At 64.0% G+C, this 16056-nt stretch carries 16 protein-coding genes; 4 read left to right on the top strand and 12 right to left on the bottom strand.

The annotated features are described in order from the left end of the window. The 3 genes from F6S12_RS14155 to F6S12_RS14145 all read left to right on the top strand — a co-directional run. Positions 1-1041, top strand: a 1041-nt coding sequence (locus tag F6S12_RS14155; protein WP_315869011.1) for an SUMF1/EgtB/PvdO family nonheme iron enzyme, incomplete at its 5' end; no start/stop codon positions are given. An 83-nt stretch (positions 1042-1124) separates the two neighbouring features. Beyond that, entirely contained in the window at positions 1125-2063 is a 939-nt protein-coding gene (gene tagQ / locus F6S12_RS14150) for a type VI secretion system-associated lipoprotein TagQ (protein WP_315869010.1), read from the top strand. Positions 2064-2203: 140 nt separating this feature from the next. Continuing rightward, a complete protein-coding gene (locus F6S12_RS14145) occupies positions 2204-2587 on the top strand; it encodes a hypothetical protein (protein WP_015637475.1) in 384 nt (127 codons plus the stop codon). Between the two features lie 58 nt (positions 2588-2645). Here F6S12_RS14145 and F6S12_RS14140 read toward each other — a convergent pair whose 3' ends face one another. The 6 genes from F6S12_RS14140 to exbB all read right to left on the bottom strand — a co-directional run bounded on the left by F6S12_RS14140 (position 2646) and on the right by exbB (position 9480). Continuing rightward, positions 2646-4046: an aminoacyl-tRNA deacylase and HDOD domain-containing protein gene (locus tag F6S12_RS14140; protein WP_011064240.1), complete on the bottom strand. Its 1401-nt coding sequence runs from the start codon at positions 4044-4046 to the stop codon at positions 2646-2648. A 79-nt stretch (positions 4047-4125) separates the two neighbouring features. Then, positions 4126-6201, bottom strand: coding sequence for an ATP-dependent DNA helicase RecG (gene recG, locus F6S12_RS14135; protein WP_123431110.1), 2076 nt, complete (start codon positions 6199-6201; stop codon positions 4126-4128). 9 nt (positions 6202-6210) lie between these two features. Then, positions 6211-7131, bottom strand: a complete 921-nt coding sequence (locus F6S12_RS14130; RefSeq protein WP_011064238.1) for a hydrogen peroxide-inducible genes activator — start codon at positions 7129-7131, stop codon at positions 6211-6213. 148 nt (positions 7132-7279) lie between these two features. Next, entirely contained in the window at positions 7280-8032 is a 753-nt protein-coding gene (locus tag F6S12_RS14125; protein WP_011064237.1) for an energy transducer TonB, read from the bottom strand. Next, positions 8029-8457, bottom strand: coding sequence for a TonB system transport protein ExbD (exbD, locus tag F6S12_RS14120; RefSeq protein WP_011064236.1), 429 nt, complete (start codon positions 8455-8457; stop codon positions 8029-8031). The genes F6S12_RS14125 and exbD overlap by 4 nt, the downstream gene beginning before the upstream one ends. A gap of 6 nt (positions 8458-8463) precedes the next feature. Next, the gene (gene exbB, locus F6S12_RS14115) at positions 8464-9480 is read right to left on the bottom strand and encodes a tonB-system energizer ExbB (protein WP_169892413.1); all 1017 of its coding nucleotides are present in this window, start codon (positions 9478-9480) and stop codon (positions 8464-8466) included. A 190-nt stretch (positions 9481-9670) separates the two neighbouring features. Between exbB and F6S12_RS14110 the strand changes: the two genes are divergently transcribed. After that, entirely contained in the window at positions 9671-10528 is an 858-nt protein-coding gene (locus F6S12_RS14110) for an SDR family oxidoreductase (protein WP_011064234.1), read from the top strand. 121 nt (positions 10529-10649) lie between these two features. Here F6S12_RS14110 and F6S12_RS14105 read toward each other — a convergent pair whose 3' ends face one another. The 6 genes from F6S12_RS14105 to F6S12_RS14080 form a co-directional block, all read right to left on the bottom strand. Further along, a complete protein-coding gene (locus F6S12_RS14105) occupies positions 10650-11390 on the bottom strand; it encodes a hypothetical protein (RefSeq protein WP_011064233.1) in 741 nt (246 codons plus the stop codon). Positions 11391-11445: 55 nt separating this feature from the next. Beyond that, a complete protein-coding gene (locus tag F6S12_RS14100) occupies positions 11446-11826 on the bottom strand; it encodes a RidA family protein (RefSeq protein ID WP_007921133.1) in 381 nt (126 codons plus the stop codon). Positions 11827-11850: 24 nt separating this feature from the next. Beyond that, entirely contained in the window at positions 11851-13956 is a 2106-nt protein-coding gene (gene spoT / locus F6S12_RS14095) for a bifunctional GTP diphosphokinase/guanosine-3',5'-bis pyrophosphate 3'-pyrophosphohydrolase (protein ID WP_011064232.1), read from the bottom strand. Positions 13957-14013: 57 nt separating this feature from the next. Then, positions 14014-14277 carry a DNA-directed RNA polymerase subunit omega gene (rpoZ, locus tag F6S12_RS14090; RefSeq protein WP_007921129.1) on the bottom strand — a complete coding sequence of 88 codons (264 nt, stop codon included), beginning with the start codon at positions 14275-14277 and terminating at the stop codon, positions 14014-14016. Between the two features lie 168 nt (positions 14278-14445). Continuing rightward, a complete protein-coding gene (gene gmk / locus F6S12_RS14085; RefSeq protein WP_011064231.1) occupies positions 14446-15066 on the bottom strand; it encodes a guanylate kinase in 621 nt (206 codons plus the stop codon). Positions 15067-15076: 10 nt separating this feature from the next. After that, the gene (locus F6S12_RS14080) at positions 15077-15940 is read right to left on the bottom strand and encodes a YicC/YloC family endoribonuclease (protein WP_015637471.1); all 864 of its coding nucleotides are present in this window, start codon (positions 15938-15940) and stop codon (positions 15077-15079) included. Positions 15941-16056 lie beyond the last annotated feature (116 nt).

Here is a 16056-nt window from a genome sequence, read left to right as displayed (position 1 = left end):
CGCGGCGGCCAGGCGGTCAGCCGCCAGGAGCTGGAAGGCCGCCTGTTCCCGCGGCGCGTGGAGGGCAGCGAAGACGACGGCCCGCTGGCGGACTGGGCGGTGTTCAACCAGGTGGCCGGCGGCACCGGCCAGGCCGCGCGCCTGATGCCCATCGGCACCAAGCTGCCCAACCCCATCGGCATGTTCGACGTGATCGGCAACGCCGCCGAGATGGTCCAGGAGTCCTTCCAGCTGGTGCGCGCCGGGCGCCGCCAGGGCACCTACGGCGGTTTCGTGGTCAAGGGCGGCAACTACCTGGAAGGCGAAGGCACGCTGTTCACCGGGATGCGCCGCGAGTACCCGCTGTTTGGCGCCGACGGCACTGAGCAGAGCAACGAAACCACCGGTTTCCGGGTGGCCATCGGCGCGCTGTCGGCGCCCCGTTCGCGCTACAAGGAGCTGTTCGCCCAGTGGCAGAAGGAGGGCCGCCTGGCGTCCCTGACCGATGCCATCGACGACGCGCAGGACCCCACCAAGCGCCTGGACGCCATCATCGCCGCCAGCGTCGACCCGCGCCTGCAGGCGGAGCTGGGGCTGGTCAACGAAGAGCTCAAGCGCAACGTCTCGCTGATCGCCCAGCAGCGCGAGGAGGCGGCCGGCAACCTGATCCAGTCGTCGGCCCTGGTGGCCGAGACCATCAACAACTACAACATCCGCCTGACCAACCTGAAGAAGAGCCAGCAGCAGGCCATCGATGCCAAGGACGAGCCCAGCGCCAAGCTGTTCGCCGAAGCCATCGACAACGGCCGCAGCGCGCTGGACGGGGCGGTGGCGATCTACATCGACAACCTGGCCACGGGCACCCGTTACACCGACGCGGTGATCCAGGCGCAATTTCAACGAATCAAGGAAGAGCTCAATCGCAAGCCGGTGCTCGGCAAGAGCCTGGTGACGCGCGCTACGTTATTCGTTCGCCATGTCGGGAATTATCGCCAGCAACGGCGAGCCGACCCGGCGACGATTTTGAAGGAACTGCTCGCATCGACCGGTCAGAAGTCATGACCGGCCGCTGTCTGTCGAGCCTGGAGGATCTCGGACGACATTGCGTCGCGCCGAGTTGGTCAAACTTAATCGAGATCACGAACATGCTTTTTTCCCGCAACCCATTTGCTTCAACGTCCAAGCGTCACCTGCTGTTGGTTGCCGCCGGGTTCAGCACCGTATTGACCGGTTGCGCGACCTCTCCGGTGTCCAAGGTCGCCTCGACCACCAAGGTCGAGTACTACCCGAGCTGCTACGAGCCGGTGCAGCACCTGCGCGCCACGGATTCGGACATGACCAAGTCGGTGGTCACCGGTGCTGCCCTGGGCGCTGCCGGCGGCGCTTTGCTCGGTGCCCTGACCGGTGACGGCGACCACCGTGGCCGCAACGCCGCCATCGGTGCCGCAGGCGGTGCCCTGGCCGGTGGCGCAGCCGGTTACTACACCGAGCGCCAGAAGCAGATCGCCGACGACAACCAGCGCATCGCTTCCTACGCTGCCGACGTCAACAAGAGCGCGGCCGACATCGACCGCAGCACGGCCTATGCCCGCGCTTCCCAGACCTGCTACCAGCGCGCCTTCGACAGCCTGATCAGCTCCCGCAAGGCCAACACCATCAATGACGTGGAAGGGCGCAAGCGCCTGGCGGAAATCGTCAGCGGCCTGAAGGAGTCCAACGACCTGATCACCGCGGTGAACGGCCGTGCCAGCGAAGACCTGAGCAAGTACAACCAGGCCTACGAGCAGGATCTGCAGCAAGTGGGCGTGCAGCGTACCGACGTGGTGAAAGTCGCCACCGCCGATACCACCACGGTGACCACCGGTGGCAAGAGAAAACAGCCACAGAAGGTCAAGCAGCCCAAGCTGCCCAAGCTGCCGACCGTGCCTCAGGAAGCGGTGAGCACCGAGAGGTCGATCCAGGATGCCAAGATCAAGCAGGCCGAGAGCAACAAGGTCGCGACCACCGGCCAGACCCAGGTCAACAGCATGTGCAAGAACCCGGACCTGGGTGACTGGGCACCGGTGCCTTGCCCTAACGTCTGAGTTGGCGATTGTCTGACAAGATGTCGCGATAAGCGTTGAACGCCAGCCGATCTCCGAGCAATCGAACAGATCGGCTGGCGCTCTTCGAGTTACAGGTTAAACTGCGCCGGCCATCCAATAATTCCACTGAGGCGCCGTGCATGAAATTCCGTTTTCTTCTCTGGGTGCTTGGCCTGTTGATGGGCAAAGCCAGCCGCAACAATCCTGCTTTCCAGCAACAGTTGGGTGACAAGGAGCTGGTGTTCCAGCTGCAGACGCTCGACGGCAAGGTTGCTCGGCATTTTTTCGTCAAGGACCAGCGCGTCACCAGCCGTTCGGGGTTCTATCCCGAGCCGGCATTCGCCATTGCCTTCAAGGATGCCGCCTACGGCTTCGCCACCCTGCAGGCGAAGAACAAGCAGTTGGCATTCATGACCGGTATTCAGGACAAGTCGATCCAGATCAAGGGCAACCCGGCCCTGGTGATCTGGTTCCAGGGGCTGACCAAGTACCTGAAACCGAAAAAGGCCAAGCCCAAGGCTTGACCGGGAAACCTCGCCGGCAAGCCGCCTCCTGCAGGAGCGGGCTGGCCGGCGAATGGGCTCAGGCCTGGCTGAACTGCGAAGCCAGTTCCCGCAGCAGTACTTCGGCTTCCAGCACCTTGCTCACCACGTCGTCCGCCTTGTCCCGGGTCAGGCCCAGGCGTTCCAGCAGGGCGTCGGGGATATCCTCGTGGGGCCCGGAGCCGATGCCCCGGCTGCGCAGCAGGCGCACGGCCAGGCACACCAGGTTCGGGTACTCGGCATAGGCGCCGTCGTAGCTCGGGTCGTGCTGGAAGCGCAGGGCGGTGCACAGCTCTTCCGGCATGTCCCAGTACCGCATCAGCCAGGCGCCGATCTGTTCGCGGCTGATACCCAGCAGGTGCTGTTCGACATAGCTGTGGCACAGGTGCGGGTTGACCTCCAAATGCCGGCAGATCAGCGAGAAGTGCGGCGGGAACACGTGGGCCAGCAGCAGGTAGCCGAAGTTGTGCAGCAGGCCGGCCAGGTAGGTCAGGCCGGCTTCCGGGCGCTGGGCACGGGGCATGGCGCGGGTCAGGCCCTCGATCACCGCGGCGGTGTAGATCGACTGCTGCCAGTAAGGCGTGGCGTGCTGCGGCTGGTCCTTGGGCAGGCTCAGGGTCTTGCCCAGGGCCAGGCCCAGCGCCAGGTTGATCACCAGGTCGAAGCCCAGCACGCGGACGATGGCGTCTTCCACCGAGCGGATCTTGCCGGGCGAGGCGTAGTAGGGCGAGGCGGCCCAGCTGACCACCTGGGCGGCCAGGGCCGGGTCGGTTTCCACCACACCGGTGATGTCGTCGATGGTGGCGTTGGGGTCGACCCGCAGCTTGATGATCTTCTGCGCGGTTTCCGCCAGGGGCGGGATCTCGATGGTGGCTTCCAGGCGCTGCTGGATGCGCCGCGCGGTGAAGGCCTGCATCGCCTGGGAGATCTCCTCGCGGTCATCGTCCGGGCGGTCGAGGTTGGGGCGAATGCTGCTCAGGGGCTCGCCGAAGTTGCCGGCGCTGGCTTTGCTGAGCATGCTCTTGAAGGCTTCACTGGTGATCTCCAGCAGTACCCCGGGCTCGCCGGAGTTGATCAGCAGGCAGGGCTCGCGCAGCAGGCTTTCTTCGTACAGGCACGGTGAGCTGGTGAGCGCCGGCAGGCCGGGCAGCAGGCTCAGGCTGTGCTTGCCGAGCATGCGCTCCAGGCGTTCGGTGGAAACGGCGGTCAGGCGGCGGCCGGTGAGTTCGGCCAGGCGGTTGAGGTCCAGTAACTGGCTCTGCGGGAACAGCACCATCAGCGCGCCGACGGCGTCGTCCAGCAGTACCGCCTGGACCTTGCGCGCAGCCGGCAGGCCCGGCTGGTCGATCACTTCGTTGTAGCTGATGGCCAGCTTGCCGAGCAGCAACCGGATAACAGACGGAGCGTGTGGGGTTGCAATGTCGAGGGCAACTTCTGTCATGGTCTGGTATCCGTTTTTCTACAATTTGACGAGTATAACCAGCTTGGTTATGGCGAGGGTTCACTAACTGAGTGTTGGTTCACACTTGGCCGTATTGCTGTCCGTGGCGCAGCCAGCGCTCCAGCAACGGGCTGACATGGTCCGGCCAGCGCTCCAGCAGGGCCTGGGCGGCATCGCGTACCGCCGGCAGCAGGTCGGCGTCGCGCATCAGGTCGGCGACCTTGAATTGCAGGAGGCCGGTCTGCCGGGTGCCGAGCATTTCCCCGGGGCCGCGCAGCTCCAGGTCCTTTTCGGCGATGACGAAACCGTCGTTGGTTTCACGCATGATGCCCAGGCGCTGGCGACCGATCTGTGAAAGCGGTGGGTGGTAGAGCAGCACGCAGTGGCTGGCGGCGCTGCCGCGCCCGACCCGGCCGCGCAGCTGGTGCAACTGGGCCAGGCCCAGGCGTTCGGGGTTTTCGATGATCATCAGGCTGGCATTGGGTACGTCGACCCCGACCTCGATCACCGTGGTGGCCACCAGCAGTTGCAGGTTGCCGGCCTTGAACTCGGCCATCACCGCGGCTTTCTCGGGGGCCTTCATGCGGCCGTGGATCAGCCCTACGCGCAATTCGCCGAGGGCGCTGGAAAGGTCTTCGAAGGTGGTTTCCGCGGCCTGGCAGGTCAGTTCCTCGGACTCTTCGATCAGGGTACAGACCCAGTAGGCCTGGCGCCCTTCCGCGCAGGCGGCGCGTACCCGCTCGATGACTTCGATGCGCCGGCTGTCGGTCACCAGCACGGTGTTCACCGGGGTGCGACCGGGAGGCAGTTCGTCGAGGATCGAGGTGTCCAGGTCGGCGTAGGCGCTCATGGCCAGCGTTCGCGGGATCGGCGTGGCGGTCATGATCAACTGGTGCGGGCACAGGCGGCCGCCCACGCCTTTCTGGCGCAGGGCCAGGCGCTGCTGCACGCCGAAGCGGTGCTGTTCGTCGATGATCACCAGGGCCAGGTTCTTGAACTGCACTTCGTCCTGGAACAGCGCGTGGGTGCCCACCACCATCGGTGTGCCACCGGCAATCTGTTCCAGGGCTGCGCTGCGGGCCTTGCCCTTGAGCTTGCCTGCCAGCCAGGCGACTTCCAGGCCCAGGGGCTCGAGCCAGCGCTTGAAGGTGATGAAGTGCTGCTCGGCGAGGATTTCCGTCGGCGCCATCAGTGCCACCTGGTAGCCGGCCTCCAGTGCCTGCAGGGCGGCCAGGGCGGCGACCACGGTCTTGCCGGCGCCCACGTCGCCCTGGATCAGTCGCAGCATGGGCTCGGGCTGGCTCAGGTCGTAGGCGATCTCGTTGCCCACGCGCTGTTGCGCGCCGGTGGGAGCGAAGCCCAGGTTCTTCAGGTACTTGACCGGCAGTTTCCTGGCCAATGGCAGCACCGGGGCGCGCTGTGAGCGCAGGCTGTCGCGCAGACGCTGCTGGGACAGCTGGTGGGTCAGCAATTCCTCGAACGCCAGGCGGTGCTGGGCCCAGTGGTGCCCCAGGGCCAGTTCGTCGACATCGGCGTCCGCCGGCGGGTGATGCAGGTAGCGAATCGCATCGTCCAGGGGCGCCAGCTGATAGTCCCGGGCCAGCTCTTCCGGCAGCCAGTCGGGCAGGCTGCGCGGGCCCAGCAGGGCCAGGCTCTGTTGGCACAGCAGGCGCAGGCGCTGCTGGGTCAGGCCTTCGGTCAGGGGGTAGATCGGTGTCAGGGTCTGGTCCACCGGCGGCGGCTCGTCGCCGCTGATGGCACGGTATTCCGGGTGGTAGATCTCCAGGCCCGAGGCGCCGGGCCGGGCTTCGCCATAGCAGCGCACACGGGTGCCGCGCTTCAGGCCGTCCTTCTGCGCATTGCTGAAATGGTAGAAGCGCAGGCTCAGGCCGCCGGTACCGTCCTGCAGGCGCACCAGCAGGCTGCGGCGCTTGCCCATGACCACATCGGCGCCACTGACGGTGCCTTCGATCACAGCATCCTGGCCAGGGCGCAGGGCGCCGATCGGCACCACGCGGGTGCGGTCCTGGTAGCGCAGGGGCAGGTGGAACAGCACGTCCTGAAGGTTTTCCAGGCCGACCTTGGCCAGCTTCTCGGCCATGGCTTCGCCGACGCCCTTGAGTGCCGTGACCGGCACTTTCGACAGCTCAGTCATTGCGAGCGCTTAACTCGCGGCGGGCGGCTTGGCCACCGAGCACAGGCGGATCGAGTCGGCGAGGATCTCGATGGCCTTGGGCCGCGGGAAGCTGGCGCGCCAGGCGATGGCCACGGTGCGGAACGGCACGGGCGGGGTCAGGGGGCGGACTTCGATCACCCCGGGGGCGTAGTGATGGCTGTCCACGGCCGACAGCGGCAGGATCGAGATGCCCAGGCCGGAGGCGACCATGTGGCGGATGGTTTCCAGGGAACTGGATTCCACGGTGGTGTGCTTGGCGCCGTCGTTGCCCTTGGTCAGGGTCGGGCAGGCCTCCAGGACCTGGTCGCGGAAGCAGTGGCCTTCGCCCAGCAGCAACAGGCTCTTGTCGTTGAGCAGGTTGGCGTCGATGGTTTCCTTCTTGGTCCAGGGGTGGCCGCTGGGCATCAGCACATAGAAGGGTTCGTCGTACAGCGGCAGGGTCAGGACATCGGCCTCGTTGAACGGCAGGGCGATGATGATCGCGTCCAGCTCGCCGTTGCGCAGTTTGTCGCGCAGTACGTGGGTGAAGTTCTCTTCTATATACAGCGGCATCTGCGGAGCGACCCGGTGCAACTGGGGAATCAGGTGCGGGAACAGGTAGGGGCCGACGGTGTAGATCGCCCCGACCTTGAGCGGTGCGGTCAGCTGGTTCTTGCCGGCCTGGGCCAGTTCACGGATGCCCTGGGCCTGCTCCAGGACCTTTTGCGCCTGGGCGACGATGGTCTCGCCCACCGGGGTCAGGCGCACGGCGCTCTTGCTGCGCTCGAAAATCAGCACGCCGAGTTCGTCTTCAAGCTTTTTCACGCCGACCGACAGGGTGGGCTGGCTGACATGGCAGCGCTCGGCGGCATGGCCGAAGTGCTGCTCTTGGGCGAGGGTAACGATGTAGCGCAATTCTGTAAGAGTCATAGCGGGCGTCCGTGAGGTTGCGGCCAAGCATAACGGCTGCAATCGATAGACGCACGTTATCAGACCGAGGGTGGAATGCGACACCCGCCAATGCCTGCTCCAGACGGCACAAACGCGAAGGGCACCTTGAAGGTGCCCTTGCGGTGGATCAACGGCGGCCGCGGCTGCGGTCGATCTCGTAGTTGTACGAGGCGGTGATTTCCACGCTGCCGTTGTTGAGCATGTCTGCCGGTGGCTTGGGAAGCGGCTGGGCACGACGGATCATGTCCAGGGTGGCCCGGTCCAGATCGGCATTGCCCGACCTGCCCACCAGCTCATAGGACAGCACCTTGCCTTCGGCATCGACGACGAAGCGCAGGGAGTTGGTGCCTTCCTTGCCTCGACGCTGAGCCTCGCTCGGATAGCGCTTGTACTTGGCCAGGTGCGCCTGCAATTCCCCCTGCCAGTTAGCCTTGGCGGCGGCCTGGGCCGGTGACGGGCCAGGGGTCGCAGGAGCGGGCTGCTTGGACGGAGCCGGTGTGACCGGGGCGTCGCTGGGCTTTTCCTCGGAAGGCTTTTCCTTGGGCGGCTCAGGCTTGACCACCGGCTTTGGCGGTTGCGGCTTGGGCTTCTGCTTCACCGGCTTGGGTACCGAGATGGTCGGCTTCGGCGCTTCGGCCAGTTTCGGCAACGGCAGTTCTTCCACGGGGGCCGGCGGTTGTGGTGGGGTCACCACTTTCGGCGGCGCCGGTGGAGGCGGCACAGGGGCAGGTGCCAATTCCACCACCATGGCTTGGGGGGGGATGGGCATGGGCTGTGGCTTGGACCAGTTGAGGGCGAGCAGGATCGCCAACCCATGGACGCCCAACACCACCGCCAGGCTACCGCTGTAACGCGTCAGTCTTTGGCGCGTCGTGATCATTTCTTGGCTGCCGTCTCAAGTCCGACCAGGCCGACTTTCAGGTAGCCGGCCGCCCGCAGGGTGTCCATCACACTCATCAGGTCGCCGTAATCCACACCTTTGTCGGCCTGGAAGAAGATGGTCGTGTCTTTCTTGCCTTGGGTCCGGGCGTCGAGGATGGCGCCAAGGGTTTCAGCCTTGACTTCGTCTTCGCCGAGGAACAGGCGCTTGTCGGCCTTGACGCTGAGGAACACCGGTTTTTCCGGCCGCGGCGCCGGTTTGGCGCTGGAGGCGGGCAGGTCGACCTTGATGTCCACGGTGGCCAGCGGTGCGGCCACCATGAAGATGATCAGCAGCACCAGCATCACGTCGATGAACGGCGTGACGTTGATCTCGTGGTTTTCGGCCAGGTCGTCGCCTGCGCCTTCTTTCAAATGCAAGCCCATGGCTGATTACCCCACTTTCACCATGTGCGGTTGTGCGGAGCGCTCGTTCGGCTGGTGATCCAGGTCGCGGCTGACCAGCAGCAGGACCTCGGCCGAGGCGTCGGTGACCTGGGCCTTGTAGCCGGTGATGGAGCGAGCGAAGACGTTATAGATCACCACCGCGGGAATCGCGGCAACCAGGCCCAGGGCGGTGGCCAGCAGGGCTTCGGCGATACCCGGGGCAACCACGGCAAGGTTGGTGGTCTGGGTTTTGGCGATGCCGATGAAGCTGTTCATGATGCCCCACACGGTGCCGAACAGGCCGACGAACGGCGCGGTGGAACCGATGGTGGCCAGCACGCCGGTGCCGCTGCTCATGTTGCGGCCGCAGGCAGCTACCAGGCGCTCCAGGCGGAAGCTGACGCGCTCCTTGATGCCTTCCTTCTCGCGGCTGTTGGCCGAGAGGCGCATCTCTTCCAGGGCGTCGTGCACCAGCAGGTTGGCCAGGGTGCCCTCCTTGGTGGCGGTGGCGCTGGCTTCCTTGAGGGTGGTGGCCTTTTTCAGTGCGGCGATTTCAGTGCGCAGGCGGCGCTTGGCACCCATCAGCTCGAAGCCTTTGGCGATCCAGATGGTCCAGGTGATGATCGAGGCGATGGCCAGGCCGATCATCACCAGTTTCACGATGATGTCGGCGTTCTGGTACATGCCCCACGGCGACAGGTCATGGGCCATGCCCAGGGTGTTGTCGGCCTCCAGGACTTCAGGAGCGTCTTCGCCGATAGCGGGCTGGCCTTCGGCCTGGACTGGCTCGCCGGCCACTGGGGCTGCGGCTGGAGCGGTCGGGTCGGTGGCCGTATGTTCAGCGGCTGGAGCGGTCGCGGCAGGGGCTGCGGCAGGGGCTGCGGCGGTGGCTGGGGCGTGCTGGTCGGCAAAGGCTGCGGTCGGTGCCAGCAGCAGGCTGCACAACAGCGCTGCAACCGCGCTCATGGCGCGCAGCGGGCTTGGGCGTTTGGTTGGCGAGACGGAGAGTTGGTTGCTTGTCATGCTGGCCGGACCTGAGAGGAGAAAAGGGTGAAATGTCCTTCTAGGCCTCGCAGGGCCGAGAACAAAATGGGCGGTTATTATTGCAAGTAATTCTTGTTAACAGAAGTAATAGAGTATCTTTTTTTCCTTGATTGCTAGCCGTTCGTCCAGTGCGAGGGCTAGTCTTGACCTTTCCCAAAGGAGTTTTCTGATGTCCTCCCCCTCTGTATTGATCGCCGGTTGCGGTGATGTCGGGAGTCGCCTGGCGACTCAACTGCTGGCCGAGCAATGGCAGGTTTACGGCCTGCGTCGCAACGTATCGCGCTTGCCACAGGGGGTGGTGGGCATTGCAGGTGACCTGTTCAGCGAGCAATGCCCCGGGCAATGGCCGCAGAAGTCGCCGGACTATCTGGTGTATTGCGCGGCGGCCACCGAGCATGACGAAGCCGGATATCGCGCGGCTTATGTCGATGGTCTGCAGCATGTACTGGGCTGGCTCAAGCAGCGCGGCCAGGCGCCCAAGCGTTTGCTGTTTGTCTCCAGCAGCAGCGTTTATGAGCAGAAGGACGGTGAGTGGGTCGACGAGACTTCCGTGGCCGAGGCCCAGGCCTACTCCGGACGCATGATGCTGGAAGCCGAGCAGGTGGCTCTGGGCAGCGGTATTCCCGCCACTGTGGTGCGCTTGACCGGCATCTATGGCCCGGGTCGCGAGTGGCTGCTGACCCAGGTGCGCCGGGGTTATCGCGTGGCGATCGAGCCGCCGTTGTACGGCAACCGTATTCACGCGGACGATGCCGCGGGCCTGCTGGCGTTCCTGATCAAGGCGGACCGCAGTGGCACGGCGCTGGATGATTGCTATATCGGCGTGGACGATGCGCCCGCGCCTCTGGCGGAGGTCGTCGACTGGCTGCGCGATTACCTGGGCGTCACCGAATGGGCGGACGATGCCAGCGTGCGTCGTACCGGCAGCAAGCGTTGCAGCAATGCCCGGGCCAGGGCGCTGGGCTGGGTGCCGCGCTATCCGAGTTATCGCGAAGGTTATGCTGCGATTCTGACGACGCAGGGCTAAGTTGCCCGAGCAGCTTGGGGTCGCGGTCGAAGGCTGCGACCGGCTTCCCGAGGGCGTCGCTGCCGACAGGCCGAAGGTCCGGTGGACCTTGTCGCAGCCTGCGGCAGCGGCTACAGGGTAGTTACTGCTTTTCCAGCAACCACTGCTGGCTGCCCGGCGTCAGCGAGGGCACTTCATCCGCCAGGGCGGTATTCACCGCCTGGAAGATCTCCAGCTGTTGATCCTTGCGCACGAAGATCCAGGAGTTGCCCTGGCCGTTGAGCTGCAGCCAGATGCTATCGTTGCCGCCGCTCATCGAGGCGCAGTCGCCAGCCAGGCACAAGGCGTAGCGATCGGCGCCCGGCAGGCCCTGGACGGCGCCGTTTGCCTGGAACTGCACCTCGTTGCCCAGGCCCGGTCCGTTGACGATCTTCCACTTGCCACCCAGATACGCCGAGTACAAGGCGCGCTCGAAGTTGGCGCCTAGCGGCGCGCCTTCGGGGGCGGGGTCTTTGGGGCGGTCGAAGACCTGCTCGGGCTCATTGTCGTTGGCCACTTGCAGCAGTTGCTTGCCGTTGCGCTTCAAGTCGGTGGCGGCGCTGCCATAGAACTCGACTTTTGCAGTGCTGGAACCGTCGCCGATGATCTTGCCTTCGACGGTTTCGAAACCGTTGGTGTAGCGGGCCTGGCCAGCCTTGGTATTGAGCTCCCATTCCAGGTTCGGGCCGTAGGCCTGGAGGGCTTCACGCAAAGGGCCGCCCTTGGAGGCTGCGTCGATCGCTACCTGATTGATCCAGATGCCGCCCACATCGTTTTTGGCGGGGTCGCTGGCACAACCGCCGAGCAGTACGGCGAGCAGCGAAACAGCTAGCGCTTGGCGCATGACGAAATCCTTTCAGAACGAAAACGGCGCAGCCTTGAGGGCTGCGCCGCGGGTGTTACTCGATGACCAGAATGGCATCCATTTCAACCTGTGCACCCTTTGGCAGGGCGGCCACGCCAATGGCGGCGCGGGCTGGGTAAGGCTGTTGGAAATACTTGCCCATGATCTCGTTGACCTTGGCGAAGTGGCTCAGGTCGGTGAGGAAGATGTTCAGCTTGACGATGTCCTTGAACGAACCGCCAGCGGCCTCGGCTACCGACTTGAGGTTTTCGAACACCTGGACGGTCTGGGCTTCGAAGCCTTCCACCAGCTCCATGGTCTTGGGGTCCAGAGGGATCTGGCCGGACATGTAGACGGTGTTGCCAGCCTTGATCGCCTGGGAGTAGGTGCCGATAGCAGCAGGTGCCTTGTCGCTGGTGATAACAGTCTTGGTCATGAATGACTCCTTGTAATGGACGGGCTACGCACGCATGCGGGTGATGCGGATGACCCCGGTCAGGGCGCGCAGTTTCTTGATCACGCGGGCCAGGTGTACGCGGTCGTGCACGCTGACCACCAGTTGGACCACGCTGATGCGACCATCGCGTTCGTCCATGCTGATTTTCTCGATGTTGCCGTCGGCGGCGTTGACGCTGCTGGCCAGCAGCGCGATCAGGCCGCGTTGGTGTTCCAGTTCTACGCGCAGTTCGACGTTGAATTCGCCGGTGACATCCTTGGCCCAGGAGAGCTGGATGCACTTTTCCGGGTTATGGCGGATTTCGCTGATATTGCGGCAGTTGTCCAGGTGCACCACCATCCCCTTGCCGGCGGACAGGTGGCCGACGATCGGATCGCCCGGGATCGGCGTACAGCACTTGGCGTAGCTCAGCACCAGGCCTTCGGTGCCGCGGATTGCCAGCGGGCCTTCCGGGCTTGGCAGCTGTTCGCCTTCGCCCAGCAGGCGGCGCGCCACAACGTAGGCCATGCGGTTGCCCAGGCCGATGTCTTCCAGCAGGTCTTCGATCAGTTCCAGGCGGTATTCCTGGAGAATCGCCTGGATGCGTTCGGCCGGGACCTTTTCCAGGGAGCTGTCGAAGCCGTTGAGCACCTTGTTCAGCAAGCGTTCGCCGAGGCTGATGGACTCGGAGCGGCGCTGCAGCTTGAGAGCATGGCGGATATGGGTGCGGGCCTTGCCGGTGACCACGAAATTCAGCCAGGCCGGGTTCGGGCGCGCGCCCGGGGCGCTGACGATTTCCACTGTGGAACCGCTTTGCAGGGGTTCGGACAGCGGCGCCAGGCGACGATTGATCCGGCAGGCGATGCAGCTGTTGCCGACGTCGGTGTGTACCGCGTAGGCGAAGTCCACCGCGGTGGAGCCTTTGGGCAGCTCCATGATCCGGCCTTTGGGCGTGAACACGTAGACCTCGTCCGGGAACAGGTCGATCTTCACGCTCTCGATGAATTCCAGGGAGTTGCCGGCGCGTTGCTGCATTTCCAGCACGCCCTTGACCCATTGGCGGGCGCGGGCGTGAGTGCCTTTGGGCTGTTCGTCGCCACTGGATTTGTACAGCCAGTGGGCGGCGATGCCGTTATTGGCCATTTCTTCCATTTCCCGGGTACGAATCTGGATCTCGATCGGTACTCCGTGCATGCCGAACAGCGTGGTATGCAGCGACTGATAGCCGTTGGCCTTGGGAATGGCGATGTAGTCCTTGAAGCGTCCCGGCAGCGGCTTGTACAAATTATGTACAGCGCCGAGTACGCGATAGCAGGTGTCTACCTTGTCGACGATGATGCGGAACGCATAAACGTCCATGATCTCGTTGAAGGCTCGACGCTTGCCGCGCATCTTCTTGTAGATGCCGTACAGGTGCTTCTGGCGACCGCTGACCTCGCCCTGGATGCCGTCGATGGCCAGGCAGTGGCTGAGGGATTCCTCGATCTTGTTGACGATTTCCTTGCGGTTGCCCCGGGCGCGCTTGACCGCCTGGTAGATCCGCGCGGAACGCATCGGGTGCATCGCCTTGAAGCCCAGGTCTTCGAATTCGATGCGGATGGCGTGCATGCCCAGGCGGTTGGCGATGGGGGCGTAGATCTCCAGGGTTTCCTTGGCGATCCGCCGACGCTTTTCGCCGGAAAGTACTTCCAGGGTGCGCATGTTGTGCAGGCGGTCGGCCAGCTTGACCAGGATCACGCGAATGTCGCGGGCCATGGCCATGGCCATCTTCTGGAAGTTTTCCGCTTGGGCTTCGGCCTTGGTTTCGAAGTTCATCTGGGTCAGTTTGCTGACCCCATCCACCAATTCGGCCACGGTTTCGCCGAACTGCGCGCTGAGCGCTTCCTTGGCGATGCCGGTGTCTTCGATGACGTCATGCAGCATCGCGGCCATCAGGCTCTGATGGTCCATGTGCATGTCGGCAAGAATGTTCGCTACCGCGAGTGGGTGCGTGACGTACGCCTCGCCGCTGCGACGGCGTTGACCGTCATGGGCTTGTTCGGCGTAGAAATACGCTCGGCGGACCAGATTGACCTGGTCCGTGCCGAGATAGGTCGATAAGCGATCGGCGAGGGCGTCTATGCTCGGCATGATGTCTCCTGCCGTAAGCTGTGATCCCGCGCCGTGCTACGTCGACCAGGCATAGGCTCAGACGGCCTCGTTGGACTCGTCCTCGAAAGCAGCGAAAAGCGGCTCATCTTCAACGATTTCGGCTTCGGCGATGGCTGCGTAGTCGATCAGGCCTTCAGCGATTTCGCGCAGGGCGACAACGGTAGGTTTGTCGTTTTCCCATGCTACTTTCGGCTCTTTGCCGCCGGTGGCCAGTTGACGGGCACGCTTGGTAGAGAGCATGACCAGCTCAAAGCGGTTATCCACGTGTTCTAGGCAGTCTTCAACGGTTACGCGGGCCATGGTCTTCCTCGTAGCAAATGCAATATGCGCGCTGCCCGGATGGGCGAGCTGACTCGACAGTTTAAAAAATCACCAGCGTTAAGGGAAGCGCTGATTTTTTAACCAAGCCCTTCAACGCGCTGCAAGTGCCAATGTAAAGCGCTTGCAGCGGTTTTGGGAAGTGCTGTTTTAACCCAGGAGTTCAGCCAGCAATTTGCCGAAACGCTGCTGCTGGCGTTTCTGTTGCAGCTGATTGGCGCGGAAAATCGCCTTCAGGTCGCCCAGTGCGTGGGCGAAATCGTCGTTGATGATCAGATAGTCGTAGTCGACGTAGTGGCTCATTTCGCTGACGGCTTCGCGCATCCGCCCGTCGATGACCTCGTCACTGTCCTGCCCACGGTTGGTCAGGCGCTGGTGCAGGGCTTGCAAGGACGGTGGCAGGATGAAGATCGAACGGGCCTGGGGCATCAGCTTGCGTACTTGTTCCGCGCCTTGCCAGTCGATTTCCAGAATCAGATCGTGGCCTGCGTCCAGGGTTTGCTGCAGGTGGCTTTGCGAGGTTCCGTAGAGGTTGCCGAACACTTCGGCGCGCTCCAGGAAGTCCCCGTGCTCACCCATCTTCACGAACGTCTCGCGGGAGACGAAGTGATAGTTCACGCCGTCCACCTCACCGGGGCGCATGGCACGGGTGGTGTGGGAGACCGAGACGCGAATCTCCGGTTTGGCGTCGGTCAGGGCCTTGACCAGGCTGCTCTTGCCCGCGCCCGACGGCGCGGAAATGATGTACAGGGTGCCGGTGCTGTGGGTCATGTCAGTTGCCTTACTCAATATTCTGCACTTGTTCGCGCATCTGCTCGATCAACACCTTGAGGTTGACCGCAGCTTGGGTGCTGCGCGGGTCGAAGGCCTTGGAGCCCAGTGTGTTGGCTTCGCGGTTGAGTTCCTGCATCAGGAAGTCCAGGCGCCGCCCGGCCGCGCCGCCGGACTTAAGCACGCGACGTACTTCAATGATGTGGGTGCTCAGGCGGTCCAGTTCTTCGGCGACGTCGCTTTTCTGTGCCAGCAGCACCATCTCCTGTTCGAGACGGGTCGGATCCAGCTCGGCCTGCATGTCGGCGAAGCGGTCGAGGATCTTCTGGCGCTGGGTCGCGAGCATCTGCGGGACCAGTTCACGCAGGGTCGCCACGTCTTCCTCGATGGAGGACAGGCGTTCGTCGATCAGCCTGGCCAGTTCGGCGCCTTCCCGTTCGCGGCCGTTCTTCAGTTCCTTCAAGCCCTGGTTGAACAGGGCCAGGGCGTCACTGTTCAAGGCTTGCGGGTCAGTGGCGTCGGCCACCAGTACGCCCGGCCAGGCCAGGACTTCCAGCGGGTTGAGCGCGGCCGGCTGCTTGATCAGGCTGGCGACGGACTCGGCGGCGGCGACCAGTTGCGCGGCGCGCTCGCGATCCACCTGCAGCGGTTTGCCGGCGGTTTCCTCGATGAAGCGCAAGGTGCACTCGACCTTGCCGCGGGACAGGCCCTGGCGCAGGGCTTCGCGGACCGCGCCTTCAAGGTCGCGAAAGGCTTCCGGCAAACGCAGGTGCGGCTCCAGGTAGCGGCTGTTGACCGAGCGCAGTTCCCAGCTCAGGGTGCCCTGAGTGCCTGCCCGTTCTACCCGGGCGAAGGCGGTCATGCTGTGCACCATGGAGGTACCTCCGATTCAGCGCCGGCACCAACCGTGAGGGGGTTGGGCGGGCCTGATAAAGATGAATTGAAGCCGACAGGCTGCGAAGGCGCAGGATTGTAGCGCAGTGCGGTCGG

Origin of the sequence: Pseudomonas sp. JV245A, assembly GCF_032424515.1 — a bacterium.
GTDB lineage: Bacteria > Pseudomonadota > Gammaproteobacteria > Pseudomonadales > Pseudomonadaceae > Aquipseudomonas > Aquipseudomonas protegens.
The sequence above is the reverse complement of the archived record's forward strand: the minus strand, read 5'-3'. Positions and strand labels throughout refer to the sequence as shown.

Excerpts from the sequence above, each read along its gene's own strand:
- exbD (WP_011064236.1), bottom strand. The coding sequence starts at position 8,457 with ATGGGCTTGCATTTGAAAGAAGGCGCAGGCGACGACCTGGCCGAAAAC.
- F6S12_RS14105 (WP_011064233.1), bottom strand. The coding sequence starts at position 11,390 with ATGCGCCAAGCGCTAGCTGTTTCGCTGCTCGCCGTACTGCTCGGCGGT.
- F6S12_RS14110 (WP_011064234.1), top strand. The coding sequence starts at position 9,671 with ATGTCCTCCCCCTCTGTATTGATCGCCGGTTGCGGTGATGTCGGGAGT.
- recG (WP_123431110.1), bottom strand. The coding sequence starts at position 6,201 with ATGACTGAGCTGTCGAAAGTGCCGGTCACGGCACTCAAGGGCGTCGGC.
- F6S12_RS14145 (WP_015637475.1), top strand. The coding sequence starts at position 2,204 with ATGAAATTCCGTTTTCTTCTCTGGGTGCTTGGCCTGTTGATGGGCAAA.
- exbB (WP_169892413.1), bottom strand. The coding sequence starts at position 9,480 with ATGACAAGCAACCAACTCTCCGTCTCGCCAACCAAACGCCCAAGCCCG.
- F6S12_RS14125 (WP_011064237.1), bottom strand. The coding sequence starts at position 8,032 with ATGATCACGACGCGCCAAAGACTGACGCGTTACAGCGGTAGCCTGGCG.
- tagQ (WP_315869010.1), top strand. The coding sequence starts at position 1,125 with ATGCTTTTTTCCCGCAACCCATTTGCTTCAACGTCCAAGCGTCACCTG.
- F6S12_RS14100 (WP_007921133.1), bottom strand. The coding sequence starts at position 11,826 with ATGACCAAGACTGTTATCACCAGCGACAAGGCACCTGCTGCTATCGGC.
- F6S12_RS14080 (WP_015637471.1), bottom strand. The coding sequence starts at position 15,940 with ATGGTGCACAGCATGACCGCCTTCGCCCGGGTAGAACGGGCAGGCACT.
- spoT (WP_011064232.1), bottom strand. The coding sequence starts at position 13,956 with ATGCCGAGCATAGACGCCCTCGCCGATCGCTTATCGACCTATCTCGGC.
- gmk (WP_011064231.1), bottom strand. The coding sequence starts at position 15,066 with ATGACCCACAGCACCGGCACCCTGTACATCATTTCCGCGCCGTCGGGC.
- F6S12_RS14130 (WP_011064238.1), bottom strand. The coding sequence starts at position 7,131 with ATGACTCTTACAGAATTGCGCTACATCGTTACCCTCGCCCAAGAGCAG.
- F6S12_RS14140 (WP_011064240.1), bottom strand. The coding sequence starts at position 4,046 with ATGACAGAAGTTGCCCTCGACATTGCAACCCCACACGCTCCGTCTGTT.
- rpoZ (WP_007921129.1), bottom strand. The coding sequence starts at position 14,277 with ATGGCCCGCGTAACCGTTGAAGACTGCCTAGAACACGTGGATAACCGC.